This is a genomic window from Spirulina sp. CCNP1310 (assembly GCF_034932185.1).
Classification (GTDB): Bacteria; Cyanobacteriota; Cyanobacteriia; order Cyanobacteriales; family Spirulinaceae; genus Spirulina.
The window spans coordinates 41,293-60,465 of the sequence record NZ_JAYGHW010000001.1; the positions used below are offsets into that span (position 1 = coordinate 41,293).

At 47.6% G+C, this 19,173-nt stretch carries 20 protein-coding genes and 1 pseudogene; 13 read left to right on the forward strand and 8 right to left on the reverse strand.

Going from position 1 to position 19,173, the window contains the following annotated elements; translation table 11 throughout:
• The first annotated feature begins 61 nt into the window (after positions 1-61).
• The 10 genes and pseudogenes from VB712_RS00155 to VB712_RS00200 all read left to right on the forward strand — a co-directional run bounded on the left by VB712_RS00155 (position 62) and on the right by VB712_RS00200 (position 5,028).
• Positions 62-412, forward strand: a complete 351-nt coding sequence (locus tag VB712_RS00155; RefSeq protein WP_323250881.1) for a DUF952 domain-containing protein — start codon at positions 62-64, stop codon at positions 410-412.
• A gap of 27 nt (positions 413-439) precedes the next feature.
• Positions 440-655, forward strand: coding sequence for a hypothetical protein (locus VB712_RS00160; RefSeq protein WP_323250883.1), 216 nt, complete (start codon positions 440-442; stop codon positions 653-655).
• 41 nt (positions 656-696) lie between these two features.
• Entirely contained in the window at positions 697-1,470 is a 774-nt protein-coding gene (locus VB712_RS00165) for a DUF2993 domain-containing protein (protein WP_323250885.1), read from the forward strand.
• Between the two features lie 21 nt (positions 1,471-1,491).
• On the forward strand, positions 1,492-2,169 hold the full coding sequence (locus VB712_RS00170; RefSeq protein ID WP_323250887.1) for a GerMN domain-containing protein: 678 nt from the start codon (positions 1,492-1,494) through the stop codon (positions 2,167-2,169).
• Between the two features lie 125 nt (positions 2,170-2,294).
• Complete coding sequence (locus VB712_RS00175; protein ID WP_323250889.1) at positions 2,295-2,573, forward strand: DUF3082 domain-containing protein; 279 nt, start codon at positions 2,295-2,297, stop codon at positions 2,571-2,573.
• Positions 2,574-2,585: 12 nt separating this feature from the next.
• Positions 2,586-3,302, forward strand: coding sequence for a cytochrome b/b6 domain-containing protein (locus VB712_RS00180; protein WP_323250891.1), 717 nt, complete (start codon positions 2,586-2,588; stop codon positions 3,300-3,302).
• 541 nt (positions 3,303-3,843) lie between these two features.
• Positions 3,844-4,023: a type II toxin-antitoxin system RelE/ParE family toxin gene (locus VB712_RS00185; RefSeq protein WP_416236209.1), complete on the forward strand. Its 180-nt coding sequence runs from the start codon at positions 3,844-3,846 to the stop codon at positions 4,021-4,023.
• 15 nt (positions 4,024-4,038) lie between these two features.
• Positions 4,039-4,323 (forward strand): HigA family addiction module antitoxin, encoded by a 285-nt coding sequence (locus VB712_RS00190; RefSeq protein WP_323250893.1) that lies wholly within the window; start codon positions 4,039-4,041, stop codon positions 4,321-4,323.
• A 125-nt stretch (positions 4,324-4,448) separates the two neighbouring features.
• A pseudogene (locus tag VB712_RS00195) lies at positions 4,449-4,805 on the forward strand (DUF6972 family protein).
• A complete protein-coding gene (locus tag VB712_RS00200; protein WP_323250896.1) occupies positions 4,768-5,028 on the forward strand; it encodes a hypothetical protein in 261 nt (86 codons plus the stop codon). The pseudogene VB712_RS00195 and the gene VB712_RS00200 overlap by 38 nt, the downstream one beginning before the upstream one ends.
• A 48-nt stretch (positions 5,029-5,076) precedes the next feature.
• Here VB712_RS00200 and VB712_RS00205 read toward each other — a convergent pair whose 3' ends face one another.
• From VB712_RS00205 to VB712_RS00220, 4 genes are all read right to left on the reverse strand, one after another.
• Positions 5,077-6,486: a HAMP domain-containing sensor histidine kinase gene (locus tag VB712_RS00205; protein WP_323250898.1), complete on the reverse strand. Its 1,410-nt coding sequence runs from the start codon at positions 6,484-6,486 to the stop codon at positions 5,077-5,079.
• Positions 6,487-6,581: 95 nt separating this feature from the next.
• Positions 6,582-7,259 carry a hypothetical protein gene (locus VB712_RS00210; RefSeq protein WP_323250900.1) on the reverse strand — a complete coding sequence of 226 codons (678 nt, stop codon included), beginning with the start codon at positions 7,257-7,259 and terminating at the stop codon, positions 6,582-6,584.
• A 76-nt stretch (positions 7,260-7,335) separates the two neighbouring features.
• A complete protein-coding gene (locus VB712_RS00215) occupies positions 7,336-7,506 on the reverse strand; it encodes a hypothetical protein (protein WP_323250902.1) in 171 nt (56 codons plus the stop codon).
• Positions 7,507-7,841: 335 nt separating this feature from the next.
• Positions 7,842-8,003 (reverse strand): hypothetical protein, encoded by a 162-nt coding sequence (locus VB712_RS00220; RefSeq protein WP_323250904.1) that lies wholly within the window; start codon positions 8,001-8,003, stop codon positions 7,842-7,844.
• On the opposite strand from VB712_RS00220, the gene VB712_RS00225 reads away from it, so the two are divergent.
• The 3 genes from VB712_RS00225 (at position 8,002) to VB712_RS00235 (ending at position 15,254) form a co-directional block, all read left to right on the forward strand.
• The gene (locus tag VB712_RS00225; RefSeq protein WP_323250906.1) at positions 8,002-9,285 is read left to right on the forward strand and encodes a sensor histidine kinase; all 1,284 of its coding nucleotides are present in this window, start codon (positions 8,002-8,004) and stop codon (positions 9,283-9,285) included. The two genes, VB712_RS00220 and VB712_RS00225, sit on opposite strands and share 2 nt — an antisense overlap.
• A gap of 109 nt (positions 9,286-9,394) precedes the next feature.
• Complete coding sequence (locus tag VB712_RS00230) at positions 9,395-12,034, forward strand: hybrid sensor histidine kinase/response regulator (protein ID WP_323250907.1); 2,640 nt, start codon at positions 9,395-9,397, stop codon at positions 12,032-12,034.
• 457 nt (positions 12,035-12,491) lie between these two features.
• Complete coding sequence (locus VB712_RS00235) at positions 12,492-15,254, forward strand: hybrid sensor histidine kinase/response regulator (protein WP_323250910.1); 2,763 nt, start codon at positions 12,492-12,494, stop codon at positions 15,252-15,254.
• A gap of 22 nt (positions 15,255-15,276) precedes the next feature.
• On the opposite strand, the gene xth is transcribed toward VB712_RS00235, so the two are convergent.
• From xth to VB712_RS00255, 4 genes are all read right to left on the reverse strand, one after another.
• Entirely contained in the window at positions 15,277-16,053 is a 777-nt protein-coding gene (gene xth / locus VB712_RS00240) for an exodeoxyribonuclease III (RefSeq protein WP_323250912.1), read from the reverse strand.
• Between the two features lie 2 nt (positions 16,054-16,055).
• On the reverse strand, positions 16,056-17,561 hold the full coding sequence (locus VB712_RS00245) for a hypothetical protein (RefSeq protein WP_323250914.1): 1,506 nt from the start codon (positions 17,559-17,561) through the stop codon (positions 16,056-16,058).
• Between the two features lie 164 nt (positions 17,562-17,725).
• Positions 17,726-18,226 (reverse strand): hypothetical protein, encoded by a 501-nt coding sequence (locus tag VB712_RS00250; RefSeq protein WP_323250916.1) that lies wholly within the window; start codon positions 18,224-18,226, stop codon positions 17,726-17,728.
• Between the two features lie 114 nt (positions 18,227-18,340).
• On the reverse strand, positions 18,341-19,042 hold the full coding sequence (locus VB712_RS00255; RefSeq protein ID WP_323250918.1) for an FHA domain-containing protein: 702 nt from the start codon (positions 19,040-19,042) through the stop codon (positions 18,341-18,343).
• Between the last annotated feature and the right edge of the window lie 131 nt (positions 19,043-19,173).

Below are 19,173 nucleotides of genomic sequence, written 5' to 3' on the forward strand. Positions count from 1 at the left end.
GGGGGCCAGGGTGTGAACTACACTGTCAACACGATGATCTTTTTTTGAGGCGATTGGCTCGATGCAAACGGTGTTTCACATTACCACTCGCCATGCTTGGGAACAGGCCCAAGAACTAGGGTATTATGATCATGAATCCCTACAAGCGGAAGGGTTTATCCATTGTTCCTATTTAGACCAGGTAATTTTAACGGCGAACCGCTTTTTTAACGGTCAGCGGGGTTTGGTGTTGTTGCAAATTGATGGCGATCGCACCCACCACCCCCTCCAAGCCGATACCCTCCCCAATGAGGGAACTTTCCCCCACCTCTACGGTATCCTCAATCTGGATGCTGTGGTGCAAGTTTTTCCCTTTGAGCCGGATGGAACGGGGGAATTTATGATTTTGCCTGAACTGGAAAGGGAATGTTAAGTTAGATTGTGGATTTTTTGCCCTGCCATGACTAAAACTGAAGCCGTTCAGATTCTCGATCGCCTCATTTTTGCCGAAACTGACCCAGAGGATTGGGTACAGGATGTGTGGGGCTTGAGTCCCCTCTTGGGGGATGGGGCGGCGCGGCTCTTCGATGCCTATCGGGGCTTAATTGAATGCTGCCCTCCGGAGCAGTTGGAGAATTTTGTGCAGACGGTGTTAGCGACGCAGATGCCCGATTAGTCGGGCATTGGCAGCAATGTTATTAAGGAAGGCGATCGCCCATGGAATTTTTCACCGTTTTACTCTCCGGTTTATTGGCGGGCATTGGCCCCACTGGGTTAATTCTCGATCAAGTCATTGAAAGCCAACTCCACAACCGTCTCCCCGGGAGCGAGACGATCACCGTGCGCGTGGATAACCGCCCCAACCATCAAGTCCTGCAAGGCAAAGTGGATCGCATCCGCCTCGCCACCGCTGGCCTCCAACTCACGCCCTATCTCCGTCTCCACACCCTAGAGCTAGAAACTGATCCCGTCTCTGTGGATTTAGCCACCCTCCGGCGCGGTGGCAATCCCCGCGCCAGTTTGCGCCAACCCCTCAATGCCGCTACCCGTCTTGTCATCCATGAGGATGATCTCAATGCCACTCTTGCTGCGCCGGAATTTCAAGAACGGTTGCAGGGGGTGGTGACGCGGTTGGGGGCGAGGTTGAGTCCGGGGGAACAGTATCAACTGGGGGATCTGGCGGTTAATTTTACCGAAACGGGGCGGGTGGAAGTCACCGCCACGGTGAAATCTTCCCAGGAGACGATTGTCGTGGCCTTGGCGGGGGCTTTAGCGGTGGAGGAGGGCCATCAAATCGCCCTCGTTGAGCCAGCACTGACCCTGAATGGCAACCGCTTACCCCCCTTTGTGGAGGCGATCGCCCTTGAAAATCTCCAACGCCCCTTTGATTTAACCAGTTTGGAGCGCCAGGGGCTTTTCGTGCGCATCCTACAATTAAAAATAGAGTCTGAACAATTAGCCATTGCAGGTTTTGTCCGCCTCACCCCCTAAGCTTTCAGGAGAATTCCCCCCATGTTTTACCGTCGCCCCCTTTCCCTTTGGCTGAGTTGTGGGCTGTGCGTGAGTGCGATCGCCCTCAGCAGTTGCACCCCCTCCACCCCAGCACCGGAACCCAGCCCCACCCCCGACACCACCGCCACCCCCCTCCCCAGTGATGACAGCGATCCCGGTGTGGAGACTGAACCCCCCGTCACCCCTACCGCCCCCGCCACCACGCCCCCCTCCCCAGCGCTGCAACCGGATACCCCCGTTCAAGCCAGCGCAGCGGAAGTGTATTGGCTGGATAGGGAGAGCGATCGCCTCGAACTGGTTCCCCAACCCCTCAATCCCACCGGCTCCGAGGCTAACAATCCTGAGATCCTACTCACCACCGCCCTCGAAACCCTCCTTGATGGCCCCCAAGATGCCGCCCATAGCACCACCATCCCCCCAGAGGCAAGGTTACGGGGCATTGAAGTCAAAGCCGACGGCGTTCACGTTGACCTGTCTGCGGACTTCACCAGCGGCGGCGGCACCACCTCCATGACCGGCAGAGTTGCCCAAATCCTCTACACCGCCACCAGCCTCGATCCCAATCTACCCGTCTGGTTAGCGGTGGAATCGGAACCTTTAGAAGTATTGGGGGGGGAAGGATTAATGATTCGCCAACCCTTAACCCGGCAAGCGTTTCACGAAGATTTTGAGCTTTAATGGCCTCCTTTGAGGGCGCAGCGCTAGAAATCCCTGCCTGGATGGGCAAAAATGGAGAGAGGGGACGGCTCAAGGCTCGAAGGCCCTGCCGTCCGCAACCTGGCCCCCATCCCCCACAAAACACCATGACGGAACAACCCCCCACCACTCCCCTCCGCTGTTTAACGGGTGCGGCGATCGCCGGCTCCCTGGCCACTGCCCTCTATTTCCTCACCCAAAAAATCATCATTGCCTTTGCGAGTAAACCGCTGCCCACAGTGAACGCGACGGCGGCAAATATTGCCGTTGCGGTGCGCACGTTGGTAATGGGGGTTTCCACATTGGCAACGGCGGTTTTGGGCATTGCCGCCCTAGGCCTGATTGTCCTTGCGCTACAATTGCAATTTACCCGCCCCAAAACTTAAAAAAGCTTAAAAATGTCCCCCAAGCTTGCCCCCACCCGTCCCTATCAACCCCTACTGCTGCGGCTCTTGCATGGCGGTACAGCCCTCGCCCTGTTCGCAGCCCTGTTTACCGCCTATTGGACTTACGACACCTACGATGGTCGCTGGGGTGGCATTACGCTGCCCACCTATCGCCCCATTGAGGCCCTCCATGGCACGTTCGGACTATGGACGTTGCTGATCTTTCCCGCCTTTGTGATCTATGCCTTCCATCGGGGGCAAAGGCGGCTGTTGCAACCGGATTCCTTCCAGAAGCTGACCCAAGGGAGCAAACCGATTTGGTGGTACACCCTCAATCGTGGCGGCAATACCCTCGCCTTGGTGGCCTTAGCCTTTGCCCTGTTCAGCGGCAAAATGATGGATGAAACTTGGTTGCCCCGTGGCATCTTAACTGCGGGTTGGTACTATGCCCATTTGATTTCTTGGCTGGTGATGGTGGGGGCGATCGCCCTCCATCTATTGCTCAACGCCAAGGTGGGCGGCACGCCGCTCCTCCTCTCGATGTTCACCCCCCAATTTCGGGATCAAGATAGCCCCCGTCATTGGCCCACCCATCTTTCCCAACAGTGGGCGGCGGTGCAACAGGGGAATTGGCTGCAATGGTTTCAGCCGATGACGACAATGTTAGCGTTGGAAATCATGATTTTGGTGAGTATGGTGCTGGCCTGGGTGTTGCCGTTGCTGAAGTAGGGGCAAGCTTGGGGATTGTTGACAAGGGTTTCTCTAGGTTTGCCCATGGGTGGGCATCATAAACAGGGGCGATCCATACTTTAACACCGATTATCCCGCTCACCTTTCCCCTGGAGTTTCCCAAATAGACACCACGTTTCCAGCACACCCATTCCTGGATAGAAAGGTAGCTCCCCCACGCTGCATCTAGGCATTGACTACTCCCCGCTCTAAAGAGACGGGGATTCCCTGGAGGGATTTCAGAACTTCCGACAAGTCGGACTCTTAGGCGAAGTCAAATACGCCTCTATAGGTTGCCCGAAGGCTTCCTTTTACTTATTTTCCTTTCACTACCTTTTGTCTCTCGCCAATGAAACGTCTTTGCTACCGACATTTCTGCATGATGCAAGTCTGCCCTCACGGGATGTTAAGCCCCTTTCATTTGGGTCATAGAGAAGGTGATGCCATTCTATCATAGTCATTGCGGCTAAAGCCGCCGAGTCGCTTTTCCGCCCCGCTCTAAAGAGACGGGGCTACCAAGCTCCCGAGTTTTTATCGTAAACTGGATATGCTGAATGCGGCCCAAGAGCTAACTGATTTGCGAGTCCCACCGGGCAACCGCCTAAAACCCCTCGAAGGTAACTTAAAAGGGTTTTACAGCATTCGGATCAATGACCAATGGCGCATCATCTTCCGCTGGCAGTCTGGGGCGGTGGATGTTGCAATTGATGATTACCACTAAAACACCGTAATTCCTATGCTTCCCAGTCATCGACAACCCACCCATCCCGGCGAAATTCTGTTAGAAGAATTTCTGCAACCCTTGGCACTGACTCAAGCGGCTCTGGCCGCCCATCTCGAAATTCCGACCCAACGGGTCAATGAAATCGTGCGCGGGAAGCGCGGGATTACCCCTGAAACCGCTTGGCTGTTGTCCCAAGCCTTTCAAACCACCCCCGAATTTTGGATGAATTTGCAAGCTCAGTATGATTTGTGTCTCAATCGGCCTCAATCTGTGAAGTCAGCATTAATTCCGGCTTGACTTCTATGAGCGATCGCGCCACCCCCTAACCCAACCCAAAAACCGGGTTTTTGCTAAAATATCCGCAACCAACCCACCCCCACAACCCGGTTTCTCATCACTCATGAAACGATACTGTTTAGATAATGAGCGGCATTAATCGAGATATCTGCCCAGATCCCCGCATCAGTCTCATTTACCGCCATTTGCCTGGAACAACCCAAGTACAACGATTGTTACGGAAAGAAGGTAAAGCCCACGTCTTTAATGATCTTGAAACCTTGGAGCGAGTCACAAGCATTATTATTGAGAGGGGAGAACGCACAGACAATCAAGATGATGACTATGAACGCTACGGACTCTACTTCTCAGAAGCCATTGGCTACATCATAAAAGCAGACGAAAGTAAAATTCCACTGTAGTATTACGGCGAAATCAAAATTATTAAAACAACAGGTGAATACCATGCAATCCCACGCACCGGCCCGCGCAGAACAAGCTAAACTCTGGAAATTTCTCGAACTTTGGGTTGACCCCGTTCTATTTCCCCCTAAAATTCTCATGCTCGTCAGTGATCACGATGGTACTTGCCAAATTTTCAACCCTGCCGCTGACTATCAACTCATCAGCACACACCCCAACTATGAAACTGCCCAAGAATGGCTCCTTGAAGATGAATATGAACGAGTCAAGGGTCAACTCCTAGCAGCAGAAATTTTTGAGTAATCAAGGAACCAAGCAACCCGGTTTCTGTTCACGATTAGTACATAAAAACTAATCCTTCACCGGCAGGCGATAACTGGTTAAAGGCAGAAAAATCGTCAACACCTCCCCCGCCTTTGGCCGCTGCTTCACCGTCAACTTACCCCCCATGGCATGACAGAGGTTTTTCGTCACATCCAAATTGAGGCTCAAACTCCCCGTTTCCGGTTGGAACATTAACAATTGGCCGAGGGATTTGAGCGATCGCGATAATGATGTGCTTTGAGACATCAATTGCAGCTTTAACTGATTCCCCGCCGTCGTCACCTGCACCGCCACCGCTTCCCCCGTGGGGAGGCTACGGGTAAGCCGCTCCATTAACCCCGTTAACACTTGGGCCAACATGGCAGGATGACTAATAATTGTCGGCAATTCTTCGGGTAAAAGAATATCGAGGGTGATATTGCGCCGTTGGGCTTGCTTTTGCCATTGGCTGGTGTGTTGTTGAATAATTTGCTGCAAAGAAATGGGGATTAACTGCCCTAAACTTTGGGGTTCATCGGGTTGGGATTCTAATTCTGTGGCCCGGAAAATTAATTCCATGCGGTTAATTTGATCGGTGCATTCCTGATCAATGGTTTCCAATCGCTTCACCACATCTTCGGTAAAGGTGCAGCGTTTTTTCAACAGTAATCGCGTCAGCATCCGAATGGTTGTTAAGGGGGTGCGGACTTCGTGGGTGAGGGCTTGGAGTAATTCCACCTCAGCGGTAGGGGCGGGGGTGGGCTGGATTTGAATTGTTGGAGCAGGTGGCGGTGGGGCCTGATGGGGCAATTGCTTGAGCATGAGGCGATAGAACGCCGTTAACAGCCGGTAATCCGGGTTAGGGGGCTGGTATTGCTCCATGAGGCGATCTAAGGGGGCCACCTGATGGGGGCTGGTGAGGCGGAGGCGCGATCGCAATGCCTGCCAAGCTTGGCTCAAAACTTCCGGATTAAAGGAAAAATAAAAGCGCGATCGCCCCTCTCCATCTTTCCCCAATACCAAAATCACGCCGATCGCCTCCGTCCACACCAGGCAAAACTGTTCCTCAACGATGGGATCATGGGGAACAAGGGGGTATTCCTGTTGCGCCACGGTGAGAGGTTTGCTGGCTCCGGCGGCGGGGAGTTGGAAATGGGCGAGGGCAATATCTTCAAGGGAACGGGGGCGGAATAAGCCAATGCCCAATTGGGTGAGGAGGTAAGGGTCATGGAGGACAGGGTTCGGCCCCGCTAAAACTACACCGGCACAGGGGCGAGGGGAGGCGGCTAAAAGGTTGAGTAAAAGGTGATTGAGGGCAGCGATCGCCGCTGACCATTCTGCCTCCCCTGGGCATGGGGAACTGCTCTCTCCCTCAGCCACGACTTGGAGAAAATCCAACGGTTCACTCTGTCCCACAATTTGACTGAGGGTGGGGAATCCCTGCGATTGCATCACCATAAAGCCCACGAGACGCTTGCAGGTTTACTTTACTCGTTTTCCAACGCAACCTAGGGGGGTAGAACCGAACCGGATCCGTCGCAATTCCAACCCCTTTAATCCAAGAGCCATTCCAAACCGATACCAACGCGGCTATCTTTCCGAATCGGGGAATTTTGTTTTTCAATCTCCGTCGTTAAACGCAATTGCCGAGTGAGGGCATAGCCAAGGCTGAGGGTCGTGATCCCCACTTCATCGGTTTGGCCGGGATTGACAAAGGTTTGTTGCAGCGATAAATCAGCGGCCCCGGTGCGAGATAGAGCAACCTGCACCTTTGCCCCCACATTCACCCCATCGATTTCTCGCCCTTGGGTCGTCATGTGGCGATAGCCCACCACAGGGGCCACATTGAAATAATGCCCCAAGGGGCGCATATAGTAGCGCAGATCTCCCCCCCAGGTGGTGCGATCGCCCGACCAAGACCCCTGATAAACGCCGCTCACCGTGGCGCGACTGTTCCCCAATCGCACATCCTCCACCCCCACCCACCAGCCGCCCTGATCATCTGTTGAGGGGAATTGATGATAACCGAGGCGCACGCGGGGCAAAAAGGCCGGATCTTCGCGAATCTCTTCAGCCACATCGGGGATTTCCTCTAGCCACCGCTGCAAGACCGGACTAGATTCCACCAGTTCCGGATCGAGGTTGAGGTCTTCAGGGTTCAGGGGTTGAGCATCGGCAGGGATTGCCAAGGCACAGGGGATCAAGAACAGACTCAGGAGGAATTTCAGCATTCAGGCTCAAAGGGTTTAGCAGGATCAGGGCTGGTTTCCGTTTTCACCGCGCCCCCTGGGTAAACCGGAAGGGGGGTTATGGGTCTTCACCAAAACAGGCGGCGATCGCCCCCAGCCCGATCAATCCTAACGCCAACCACCCCATTAGCCCCAACTGCCGAAACGCCCACAGGGGCAAATCCGTTAACAACTCAAACCCAAACCAGTTCACCGCCATGAACAATAAAACCGTTACAATCACTAACATAGCTTTACCTCCTAACCTCCAATCCATCAATTTCAATTTAAGGGATGTTTAATAAGGTTAACCCTGTATTGCTTAAAGATTAATTGTTATATTTTTTTGATTAAAAAAAGTAAACTTTAAAGCAAAGCTTAGGTCAGGAAATATTGACAAAGCTTATTGTTGGTGAACAACTTGCTTGAAGATGATATCCTATAGCTAGCATCTATATTAATTGCATCTCCAAAAGTATTCTGCAATACATTTTTTAATGGAATAGCAAAAAGCGATCGCCAAAAATCATGATTCCGCAAAATTAGCTTGTAATCTATTGTGGAATGGATACTGTGGATTAGGAATCAGTCAGTGAGTTCTTCAAAATGAATAGTTTTCTCGTTCAGCCAAGAGTCTTGGGTTCGATGAGCCATCGCTTTAAATCTAAGCGTAACAGTGATTCCTGTCAATTCATTAAATCCTGGGATGAAATCAGCAAACCTTTGATCGCCACCGAGGTCAATCATGGATCAAGAAACCCTTGTTTTAATTGTTGATGACAATAGTACAAACTTAAAGGTTTTGTCCGACAGTCTCAAGTTGGCAGGATATCGAGTCCTGATCGCCAAAGATGGGGAAAGTGCTCTCTCTAAACTGGAAAAAATTCAACCAGATTTAATTTTGCTAGATGTGATGATGCCGGGGATAGATGGCTTTGAGACCTGTCAACGCATCAAGGCCTGCGATAGAATCAAAGATATCCCCATTATTTTCATGACGGCTCTCGCCGATACCGAATATAAAGTCAAAGGGCTAAAGTTGGGCGCAGTAGACTATATTACCAAACCCTTTCAGCAGGAAGAAGTTTTAGTGAGAGTGAGGGTTCATACACAATTGCGACAACTGAGCCAAGAACTGGAGCAAAGAGTGGAACAAAGAACTGCTGAATTACAGCAAGCTTTGTTTGATTTAAAGCGCACCCAAAATATTCTCATTCATCGTGAAAAAATGTCAGCTTTAGGGGAAATTATCGCAGGGGTGGCCCATGAAGTCAACAATCCCCTCAGTTGTATTGTAGGTAACATTACATTAATTAAAGATACCTGTACAGACTTATTTAATGCCTTAGCTATTTATCAACAACAAGGAGGTTTACCGAAGGATCTTCAAGAGCAAATTGATGATTTAGAGTTAGAGCTACTTGAAGAGGATTTGCCGAAAATGCTCAGTGCTATCCAAGTGAGTAGCGATCGCATGACTAAAATTGTCACTTCCCTGAGAACCTTTTCTCGGTTTGACCAAGAAGAAGCAAAACCCATTGATATTCACATTGGCCTTGATGCTAATTTAACCATTCTCCATAACCGACTGAAAGCGAGGGACACCCACCCTGAAATTGAAATCATTCGCGACTATGGCGACATTCCCAAAATTAACTGTTTTGGAGGCTTACTCAATCAGGTATTTATGAATCTTTTTGCCAATGCTATCGATGCTATTGAGGAAAAAAATCAAGGCAAAACCTATGCCGAAATTAGCCAAGACCCCAATCATATTGCTATTACAACTGCCCTCGAAAATCAGCAACTGATCATCATTATTGCCGATAATGGTCAAGGCATGAGTCCGGATGTCAAGGCGCGTATTTTTGAACAGGGTTTCACGACCAAAAGTATTGCTAAAGGGACAGGGCTGGGGATGGCGATCGCCCATCAAATTATTGCCGAAAAACATCACGGAACCATTGAATGTGAATCGGAGTTAGGGAAGGGTACAAAGTTTATGATCAAAATACCGGCTCAAATTTAATCCCTATAATTATGATCAACTTTTTATCCGGAGCATCCTTCGATGAGATGAGAATAAACTGCAAAAAAGAGGTGTAATGATGTTGATAAAAATTTTCAATCTGCAAACCATGAAGTTATCTAATGTTGTGCGCTGTTCATCCATTGGCACAAAATTATTGCTCTCGATTCTAGGGGGTGTTTTACTGGGTTCAGGCGTGATGTCATTTTGGCTGTACCAAATCCTTAATGAACAGGCTCAAAATCAAATTCGTCAAACCCTTAAAACCAAAGTTTTGACGATTGACGGTCAACTGAGCAATATTGAACAACATGTTCAGGATTTAGCTAAAACCTTGAAAACCATCAGACAAAATCCAGGCTTAACCGCAGAAAACTATCAAGAATTAGTATTTAGTTTTTTTGTTCATCGCCCCCATCCTGATCTGATTATGGGAACATCCTTTGGTCAAGTTAATGGCAGTATTATTCAAGATCGAACATTATTTTATCCCTACTACTTTTTGGATCAACAAGGAGCGCAGGATATTGGTGAGTTGTTACCTAAGCCATATCAAAATATTCGATATGTTGACATTACAGAAGTAGAATTTTATCCACAAGTTGATTATTATCACAATGCAATGCGTAACAATCAATTGCTTTGGTTAGATCCCTTTGATTGGCATGGCATTACGATGACATCCGCCCTATATCCTTTAAAAGGTGATTCCGGTGAATCCTTGGGAATTGTCGGCAATGATGTTAATGTAACTGCAATTACTGATGCTATTAAAAATTACAATGTAATTCATGATCAAGGTTACTTTATAATCGTGAGCAAAGAAGGTAATTTATTGGCTTATCCCCCTGATATTGATCAGGCTAAAAATAGAGTAAGTTATAAAAATATTCCCGAAATCAAAAATATTTGGGCTGATGTCTCTAGCCAAAGTTCTGGTATTTTAATTGCTGAAGGTACTATCTGGGCCTATGAAAAAATACCGAGTACAGAATGGATTATGTTAGCGACAATTCCTCAAAAAGTAGTTGTCTTGCCTGTACTTAAAATTGCTCTAGGTACAGCCTTTGTATCTGGCTTCATTATTTTGATCGTAGTGGGTGGTTTTGTTCAATGGCTTAATCGAAGATTGCAGCCCATTATTGATCAGTGTGATCAATTAGCTCAAATGAAGGTAGATGGCTATGATGGAATTCAGTGGGATGATCTTGTCACCCAAAAAATGGATGAATTAGATGTTTTATCTGTTTCTTTTGAGCGCATGAAAAATAAGCTCCAAGAATCTTTTCTATTGCTTGAAAGTCGGGTCAAAGAACGGACGGCGCAGTTAGTGACAGCCAAGCAAGCCGCAGAGTTAGCAAATCAAGCTAAAAGTCAATTCTTAGCCAATATGAGCCATGAATTACGCACGCCCCTCAATGGAATTTTGGGCTATGCCCAAGTGATGCAAAAAGCGAAGGATCTCAATCAATATCGTAAAGGTGTTGGGGTCATTCAAGAAGCAGGTTCTCATTTATTAACATTAATCAACGATATTTTAGATCTTGCTAAAATTGAAGCTCAAAAGATGGAACTATTTCCGAAAGACTTTCATTTGCCCTCATTTTTAATAGGGGTTACAGAAATTGCGCGGGTCAGGGCTGAAAGTAAGGGCATCTTACTGACGTTTCAGGGTAATCATGACTTACCTGAAGGTGTCCATGGGGATGAAAAACGCCTACGACAAGTTTTATTGAATTTATTGGGTAACTCGATTAAATTTACAGAGGTGGGTCAAGTCATTTTTGAAGTGATCCGATTAAGCGATGATTTAACCCAAAATACCGTTAAAATTCGCTTCAAAGTTCAGGATACGGGTGTCGGAATGACCCCTGAGCAACTCAACAAAATCTTTCTGCCCTTTGAACAGGTGGGTTCTCGGTCAAAACAGGCAGAAGGAACCGGTTTAGGTTTAACAATTTGTCGGCAGATTGTGACGATGATGGGGGGAGAGATTGCAGTAGAGAGTCATGCTGGGGCGGGGAGTAGTTTTTGGTTTGATGTGGATTTACCCTTAGCAGCGGACTGGATGAAGAGTGCTGTGATTTCTGACCGAGGAAAAATTATCGGTTATCAAGGTGAACAGAAAACAATTTTAGTCGTTGATGATCTCAATGTCAATCGTCTGGTTGTGATTGAAATTCTAAGACCATTAGGATTTATTGTGATTGAAGCTAGTAATGGTCAAGAAGCATGGGGTAAGCTGGAGCAATTTGTACCTGATTTAGTGATTACAGATATTTTAATGCCAGAGATGGATGGTTATCAATTGGCTCAAGCCATTCGGGCTGATTATTCTACGACGTTACCCATTATTGCTGCCAGTGCGAGCGTATCAGTGGCGGATCAAGGGTTGGCGATCGCCGCTGGTTGTAATGATTTTCTTGATAAACCTTTAGATCTACCAAAATTATTGAATACAATCCAAAAACATCTCAAACTAACATGGATTTATGAGCAGGATGAGGAAGTAGAAGCGCCGAGTATCAGTTTAGAGACTCAACCATTGATTTTTCCCAAACCGGAAGACTTACAAGTCATCTATCAAGCGATGGAAATTGGTGATCTCGATGCTGTTCAAGGGGAAGCGCATCAGTTAGCGCTGGTTAATCCTAGCTATCAGGCTTTTTGCGATCGCCTCATCCATTTAGCGGCTGAATTTGATGAAAAAGCAATTGCTCAATTACTTAACCAATTACCCTCATCCTAAATACCTTTTCCAAACAAGCGAGAAATATTGAGAAGCAATGGGTGTGCAATGGTCTCCGAACAGACTGTGCTCATTGCAGATCAGCTCATGTCTAAATAGTTTGTAATTTAAAACAATCAACGAGAAATTTGATTGCTGAAAGTATAGCATTTTTGTACTCATGAGATACAGCCCTCACCTCAAATTCCTCTCTTAAAGAGAGCGAGGAGCTTCAGAATATACCTCATGAATTGAGAAACCACTATATTGAAATTTTAAATTTTGTGACATTCGGTTTGCTGATGATTTTAGACTTTGAACACTGAAATGGGCTTGTAAAACTCGCTTTAATTTGCTATACTAGCCCATAGGTTTTCTGATGGTTTCTGATCGTCTTAGTAATTCTGATGAACCCTATTTTATTCTTTTTTTTAAGCTTTTTGTTCAGTACTAAATTTTCTTTCCTGAAAAAACTTTTATGCGCAAATTTCGCCCCCAAAAACTCTCTCTAAATTATGTATTGATTGTGCCGTTTCTCTTGCAGATTTTTGGTGCAGTTGGACTTACTGCTTATTTTTCTCTTCGTACAGGTCGAGAAGCTGTCAATACTGTGGCTCAACAATTGCGACAAGCAGTGACTCAGCGGACGGAAAGTTATCTCGATGATTATCTCGAATTTCCCCACAAGATCAATCAACTCAATGCCAGTGCAATTCAGAATGAATGGGTCGATTTTACTGATGTTGATGCCCTCAATCAACACTTTCTTAATCAAAGTGCCAATTTTGGTCAAGATGACCCCATTTATGTATTTGTGGGGAATACGGCGGGGGGGTTAGCCGGAGTCGGTCGCTATGATCTAAATGACCCGTTTGTTTGGGAGTTTACTGAAAACTTAAAAGCGGGAACCTTTAAGAGTTATAAAACTGATGCCCAAGGACAAATTGAAAAGCCTTTGGATTTGGAAGCATCTGAACAGCTAGAAACCTTTACTTATGATGCCACTAAGCGACCATGGTATCAAAAAGCCATCGCCGAAAAAACACAGGTCTGGAGCGAAGTTTATATCTTTTTGGGACAAAATCACCCCATTGAGGATATTTTAGGGATTACAGCCAGTCAGCCCATTTACAATCGTGACAATCAAATTATCGGAGTTGCAGCGGTTGATATTGCCCTTGATGCGCTCAATAAATTTCTCGCGACAATTGAAATTAGTGCGACAGGGGAAATTTTTGTCATGGAGACATCTGGATTACTGATCGCGTCTTCTACCCCCGAATCACCCTATCTCCGCACAGAGAAAACGGATGAATTAGTCCGTTTACCGGCCCGTGATAGCCGCATCACCCAAATCCGTCTCGCTAGTGATTTCCTCCAGCAACAGTTTCCTGATTTAACGGCGATTCGTGAACCGAAACAATTAGAATTTACCGCTAATGGAGAGCGCCAATTTTTACAGGTTACACCCTTACTAGAGAGTCAAAACTTAAACTGGTTGATTGTGGTAATCGTTCCTGAAGAAGATTTTATGGGGCAAATTAATGCAAGTCGCCAGCGGACGGTTTTGCTTTGCTTGGGTGCTTTAGCGATCGCCACCATTCTAGGTATCTATACTTCCCGGTGGATTACACAACCGATTTTGCAATTGGCACGTTCATCAGAAGCCATGTCTCAGGGAGATTTAGATCAACATGTGCCGGAGAATGCGATCGCGGAACTTAATAGCCTCGCTCAAGCCTTTAATGGCATGGCAATTCAATTAAAAACCTCTTTTACTAACCTGGAACAAAAAGTGAAAGAACGCACAGCCCAGCTTGCGGAAGCCAAAGAAAATGCTGATAGCGCAAACCAAGCAAAAAGTGAATTTTTGGCGAACATGAGCCACGAATTACGCACTCCTTTAAATGGTATTCTTGGCTATGCTCAAATTATGCACTACGCCAAAGACCTCAATCAACATCGTCAAGGTGTTGATGTCATTGAACAAGCAGGCTCTCACTTATTAAACCTAATTAATGATATTTTAGACCTTGCTAAAATCGAAGCCCGCAAAATGGAACTGTTTCCCAAAGACTTTCATCTTCCATCTTTTTTACTGGGAGTAGCTGAAATTGCGCGGGTGCGAGCCAAAAGTAAAGGCATTACCCTGACTTTTCCTAGCGATGATGAACTTCTGCCCGATGGGGTCAAAGCTGATGAAAAACGTCTCCGTCAAGTCCTTCTTAACTTGTTAGGAAATTCTATTAAATTTACTGACCAGGGACAAGTGATTTTTGAGGTCAAAGTTTTGGCCAGTGATCCAGAACGAAAAATTGCTAAGATTAGCTTCATGGTGCAAGACACTGGGGTGGGAATGAATCCTGAACAATTAGAAAAAATCTTTCTCCCCTTTGAGCAGGTCGGTTCTGAATCGAAGCAATCAGAAGGAACAGGTTTAGGGCTAGCAATTTGTCGTCAAATCATCGGGATGATGGGTAGTGAAATACAAGTGAAAAGTACTTTAGGTGTTGGTAGTATCTTTTGGTTTGAACTGGATCTTCCCCTTTCAGATGAATGGGTGAGTAGTGGAACAATATCGGAACAAGGAAAAATTATTGGTTATTCTGGCGAGCCTAAAAAAGTCTTAGTGGTTGATGATCGCCCCGTCAATCGTCTCGTCATTGCGGAAATTTTGAAACCTTTAGGATTTCTGATTGCTGAAGCAGAAAATGGACGAGAAGGGTTAAGGCAACTGGAAACATTCCAGCCAGATTTAATGATTACTGATATTGTCATGCCAGAGATGGACGGCTATGAATTAGCACAAACTATTCGTCAATCTTACTCGCTAGATTTGCCAATTGTAGCGGCTAGTGCGAGTGTTTCCTTAGCTGATCGAAGTTTGGCGATCGCCGCTGGTTGTAATGATTTTCTTGATAAACCTTTAGATCTACCAAAATTATTGAATACAATCCAAAAATATCTCAAACTAACATGGATTTATGAGCAGGATGAAGAAGTAGAAGTGCCAAGTATCAGTTTAGAGACTCAACCATTAATTTTTCCCAAACCGGAAGACTTACAAGCCATCTATCAAGCGATGGAAATTGGTGATCTCGATGCTATTCAAGGGGAAGCGCATCAGTTAGCACAGGTTAATCCTAGCTATCAGGCTTTTTGCGATCGCCTCATCCATTTAGCGGCTGAATTTGATGAAAAAGCAATTGCTCAATTGCTCCAAGACTGCGAAACGAACTAGACCTAATCATAAAACGACAAGGTTAAGCAAGCTCCACAATCACCGGCGTGTGATCACTGGGTTTTTCCCGTTGGCGGGGTTCGCGATCAATGGTGCAGGCGATGGCTTGCTTTGCCAATTCTGGGGTGAGGTAAATGTGATCAATGCGCCAACCGCGATCGCGCTGAAATCCCCCCTGACGATAATCCCACCAACTATAATGGCCCCCTTCGGCGGTAAATTGACGAAAAGCATCGGTAAAACCCAGGTCTAACACCGACCGCAACGCCGCCCGCTCCGGTGGGGAAGCCATGATGTGATTGTCTTTTTTGGGTTGATAAATATCCCGATCCTCCAGGGCAATATTAAAATCCCCACAGATACAAAGCCGAGGATTTTCGGTCATTAACTGGCTTAAATAGGTTTTTAATGCGGCTAACCAAGCCAGCTTATATTCATATTTATCACTTCCCACCGCTGACCCATTGGGGACATAAAGATTCACAATCCGAATCCCATTGATCACGCCACTAATCACTCGTTTTTGCGCTTCAAATTCTGTAAGTCCTAACACCGGCTCAAAGCCAATTTTCACATCTTCCAAGGTCTGACGGCTGAAAATCGCCACCCCGTTATAGGATTTTTGGCCGGCAATGGCGAGATGATACCCCAAAGCCTCAAAGGGTTCACGGGGAAAATCGGCATCAATAACTTTGGTTTCCTGTAAACAGAGAATATCAACAGGATTTGCCGTCAGCCAAGCTTCGACGATGCTTAAACGGCTGCGAATTGAATTAACGTTCCAAGTGGCAATTTTCATGATCATTCACCAAGGCTAATGTGATAGAGAAAGTATTGCTCAGTTTCGACTAAAACCCGGCGAAACTCGGCTAAGGGTTCAATGAATAAATGGGGTAGGTTTAATTCTAAGGGATAATTGAGGACTAACAGCAATTCCTCTTCATCACGCTTAAGCAGATCTGTCACCTGCGCTAACACTTCCTCCGGCCCCACATCTTGACGCTTGGCATTGAAGAGTGTAAAACTTCCCAATTCTTGGCGCTCAGGGTAATAAATTTTACGCTGTAAATAACCCGCAAGAGGGGCCATATTGGCATCGCGGCTCCCGACGATTAAGCCTGAATTAAGGCCCTGCTCCTGAATATAGGCGGCGGTGGCTTTACTGGCGGAGAATGGTGTGATGTAGTCGCGAACATAGGCGATTAAACCGGCGATCAGGTGGGCGGTGAGAATCAGGGTGAATAGAGGAGTTTGTAACCGTTTGACCCATTTTTTGAAAACTTGTAAAGGGGTGAATTGTGGCGGAATTTGCCAGGGGAGACAATCAGCGGCGATCCAGAGGGCGATGATCAACACGAGGAATAAACTCCCATAATGGCGAATTGTGCCTAAAAATTTGATGTAGCTAAAGACAATAATTTCTAAAGAGGCGAAGAGGTAGAATAGGAGGGCAATGGGACGGCGGCAAAGGGCGATCGCCCAAAATCCCAACAATGCCACCCCCAACGTGCCAAACAAGAAACCATCAAAGCCGCGATTATCCCCCGGAATCAGCAGTAAAAAATAAGCATTCCAAACCCGTGATAATGCTCGCCCCCACTGATGCCAATCCCAGGTGAAAAACCAAGTGGTTAACCCCCCCTGTAGCTGACTATCACTGGGGGGAATCAGCATATAGAGGGAAGCCCCCAGACCGGCGATCGCCACCCCCAACCCCCCTAATACCGAACCCCAACCGCTCGGCCGCTGTTCAGGATAACACCACCATTCGACGCTTAAGGCCATCAACAGCGCCAACCCGATGAATAAACCATAGGCATTACAATTGGCCATCAGCGCGATAAACAACCCCACCCCTACATAGGTTTGGTGACGACGGGGCCAAGCCACACAAAAGCTAAACATGAATAGCATCCCTATTCCATAGTTGCGGCTAATCAGCAAATATTCGTAAAAGGGATAATAGCCAAAGGTGAGGAGTAGTTTTTGCCAAGGGGGAAACGGCCCACATTTCCACAGCAGAAAAATTGTCCCAATCCCTAAACTGAGGTGAAATCCTTGCATTAAAGCCGGATCATCACCGATCTGATTCACCAAGGCTAAACTCAAGTACCACAACAGGGGATGGCCTTCGTAACGAATATGGGCGAAAAAATCTGAAATTGTTAAACTATCCCGCACAATGAGCCACACATTCATTTCATCCCGCCACATCGCATGGTTCAGGATCCCCAACAGTCCCAACAGCACAAAACTACTCAGGGCCAAAAACTGAAGTCTTTGGGGTGAAAGGCGGGCAATCTTCAAAATGATCAACGCGGCAGAAATACCGGAGCATTGTAGCAAACAAAAACCCCCCTTTTTTAAGGGGGGTAGGGGGGATCAATCCCAAAAACCCCCCTTTTTTAAGGGGGGTAGGGGGGATCAATCCCAAAAACCCCCCTTTTTTAAGGGGGGTAGGGGGGATCAATCTACCACAGGCCACGGATGGGCGCAGCAACGGGGGGGGTAGCCGTAGCGGGAGGCAGGGGATCAAAGGTAGAGGCCGGGCGTTCTGCCATGGACTCTTCCAATTGGGCCCACAGGGCAGCAGTGCGCTCTTCTAAAGGGGGGAGCATTTCCGGTGCATCGGTGTAGAACACGCCATAGTGGCGGGGGTTACTACATTCGGGGATGACATTATTCATGCACTCGAAACTGGTTCGTTCCTCTTTCATGTAATCCGGCATGGGGATGACATGATCTTCCGGCACTTCGTACATTTCGCCGCCGCAGTCCATGCTGGGGTTGTTGGCACAGATAAACCCGCTGCGGCTCAAACCATCTTCCGCCAAGTCATAGATCAGGTTGAGAGCAGAAATGGGATCATAATCGGCGGGATTCGTGCTTAACGTTTGCGCCGTCGCGTTGGGGGCAAAGGCAGCCACCCCAACCAAGCCAATCGTACCCAAAAATAAAGAATGTAAGCGCATTACCATTTACTCCTCGGAATGTTCACACCACAGGCAGGCGTGCCTGTGCTCATGGTTCAGTATATGCCAAGATTTCAGGGGGGATGAGTGACGGATCAACTTTCTTCTGGGGATCTAGGCCATTTGAAAGATAAACGTGACTTTATCTTCCTTGCCGAGGGCGATGCGATCGCCTCCCCGCAACCGATGGCGGTTCCCCGGCAGGAGCGGATTATGGTTAACGTAGGTGCCGTTAGAACTGCCCACATCTTCCACATAATAGATGCCCCCCTCAATGCGGATATCGGCATGAACCCGCGACACCACCGCCGAATCGGGGAAGCCAGAGACATCAATATCCGGGGGAATGGGGCCGCCGGGCTTACCAATGTGGATCACGGCTAAATGTTGGGGCAAGCTCAGTTCCGTATTGGTTTGGATATGGAGCAAGCTGGCGATTTGGACTTGCAGTTGGGTTTTAGCCGGGCTAGGGGCCGGTGTGGGTAAGGGGGGTGGGGTTTCGGCGGGAGCAACGGCGGTGGGTTCTGGAAGCTCAAAGGCGCTTTCGTCAAAGTCGATGGGGGGCGGAAAATCTGGCTGGGGAAAGTCTGGTTCCGGGAAATCCGGTAAAGGGGGAGGGGTGTTTTGAGGTTCATTCATGATGGCAGGCTCCGAAGCTTGGAGATGATGACCGCATTGCCCGCAAAAACTGGCATCGGACTGTACCGATGCGCCACAGTTCGGGCATTGGGTGGTGCTGGGTAAGGGCGTATAGCAGGATTCGCATTGGGTCGCCCCTTCAGGGTTTTGGTGGCTACAGTTAGGACAAACAATCATGGTCGGTGGTTAAGGAATGGGCAAACCCAGGGAGAGATTAGGGGCGGCAATGCACCACAATTACCGAAATTATTAATTTTAGGTCTGAGTTCTATTCCCCATGATAGAGGTTGCCTCTAAATCCCTTGGCT

Coding starts and splice junctions, on each gene's coding strand:
- VB712_RS00155 (WP_323250881.1), top strand. CDS start 62: ATGCAAACGGTGTTTCACATTACCACTCGCCATGCTTGGGAACAGGCC.
- VB712_RS00160 (WP_323250883.1), top strand. CDS start 440: ATGACTAAAACTGAAGCCGTTCAGATTCTCGATCGCCTCATTTTTGCC.
- VB712_RS00165 (WP_323250885.1), top strand. CDS start 697: ATGGAATTTTTCACCGTTTTACTCTCCGGTTTATTGGCGGGCATTGGC.
- VB712_RS00170 (WP_323250887.1), top strand. CDS start 1,492: ATGTTTTACCGTCGCCCCCTTTCCCTTTGGCTGAGTTGTGGGCTGTGC.
- VB712_RS00175 (WP_323250889.1), top strand. CDS start 2,295: ATGACGGAACAACCCCCCACCACTCCCCTCCGCTGTTTAACGGGTGCG.
- VB712_RS00180 (WP_323250891.1), top strand. CDS start 2,586: ATGTCCCCCAAGCTTGCCCCCACCCGTCCCTATCAACCCCTACTGCTG.
- VB712_RS00190 (WP_323250893.1), top strand. CDS start 4,039: ATGCTTCCCAGTCATCGACAACCCACCCATCCCGGCGAAATTCTGTTA.
- VB712_RS00200 (WP_323250896.1), top strand. CDS start 4,768: ATGCAATCCCACGCACCGGCCCGCGCAGAACAAGCTAAACTCTGGAAA.
- VB712_RS00205 (WP_323250898.1), bottom strand. CDS start 6,486: ATGGTGATGCAATCGCAGGGATTCCCCACCCTCAGTCAAATTGTGGGA.
- VB712_RS00210 (WP_323250900.1), bottom strand. CDS start 7,259: ATGCTGAAATTCCTCCTGAGTCTGTTCTTGATCCCCTGTGCCTTGGCA.
- VB712_RS00215 (WP_323250902.1), bottom strand. CDS start 7,506: ATGTTAGTGATTGTAACGGTTTTATTGTTCATGGCGGTGAACTGGTTT.
- VB712_RS00225 (WP_323250906.1), top strand. CDS start 8,002: ATGGATCAAGAAACCCTTGTTTTAATTGTTGATGACAATAGTACAAAC.
- VB712_RS00220 (WP_323250904.1), bottom strand. CDS start 8,003: ATGATTGACCTCGGTGGCGATCAAAGGTTTGCTGATTTCATCCCAGGA.
- VB712_RS00230 (WP_323250907.1), top strand. CDS start 9,395: ATGAAGTTATCTAATGTTGTGCGCTGTTCATCCATTGGCACAAAATTA.
- VB712_RS00235 (WP_323250910.1), top strand. CDS start 12,492: ATGCGCAAATTTCGCCCCCAAAAACTCTCTCTAAATTATGTATTGATT.
- xth (WP_323250912.1), bottom strand. CDS start 16,053: ATGAAAATTGCCACTTGGAACGTTAATTCAATTCGCAGCCGTTTAAGC.
- VB712_RS00250 (WP_323250916.1), bottom strand. CDS start 18,226: ATGCGCTTACATTCTTTATTTTTGGGTACGATTGGCTTGGTTGGGGTG.
- VB712_RS00255 (WP_323250918.1), bottom strand. CDS start 19,042: ATGATTGTTTGTCCTAACTGTAGCCACCAAAACCCTGAAGGGGCGACC.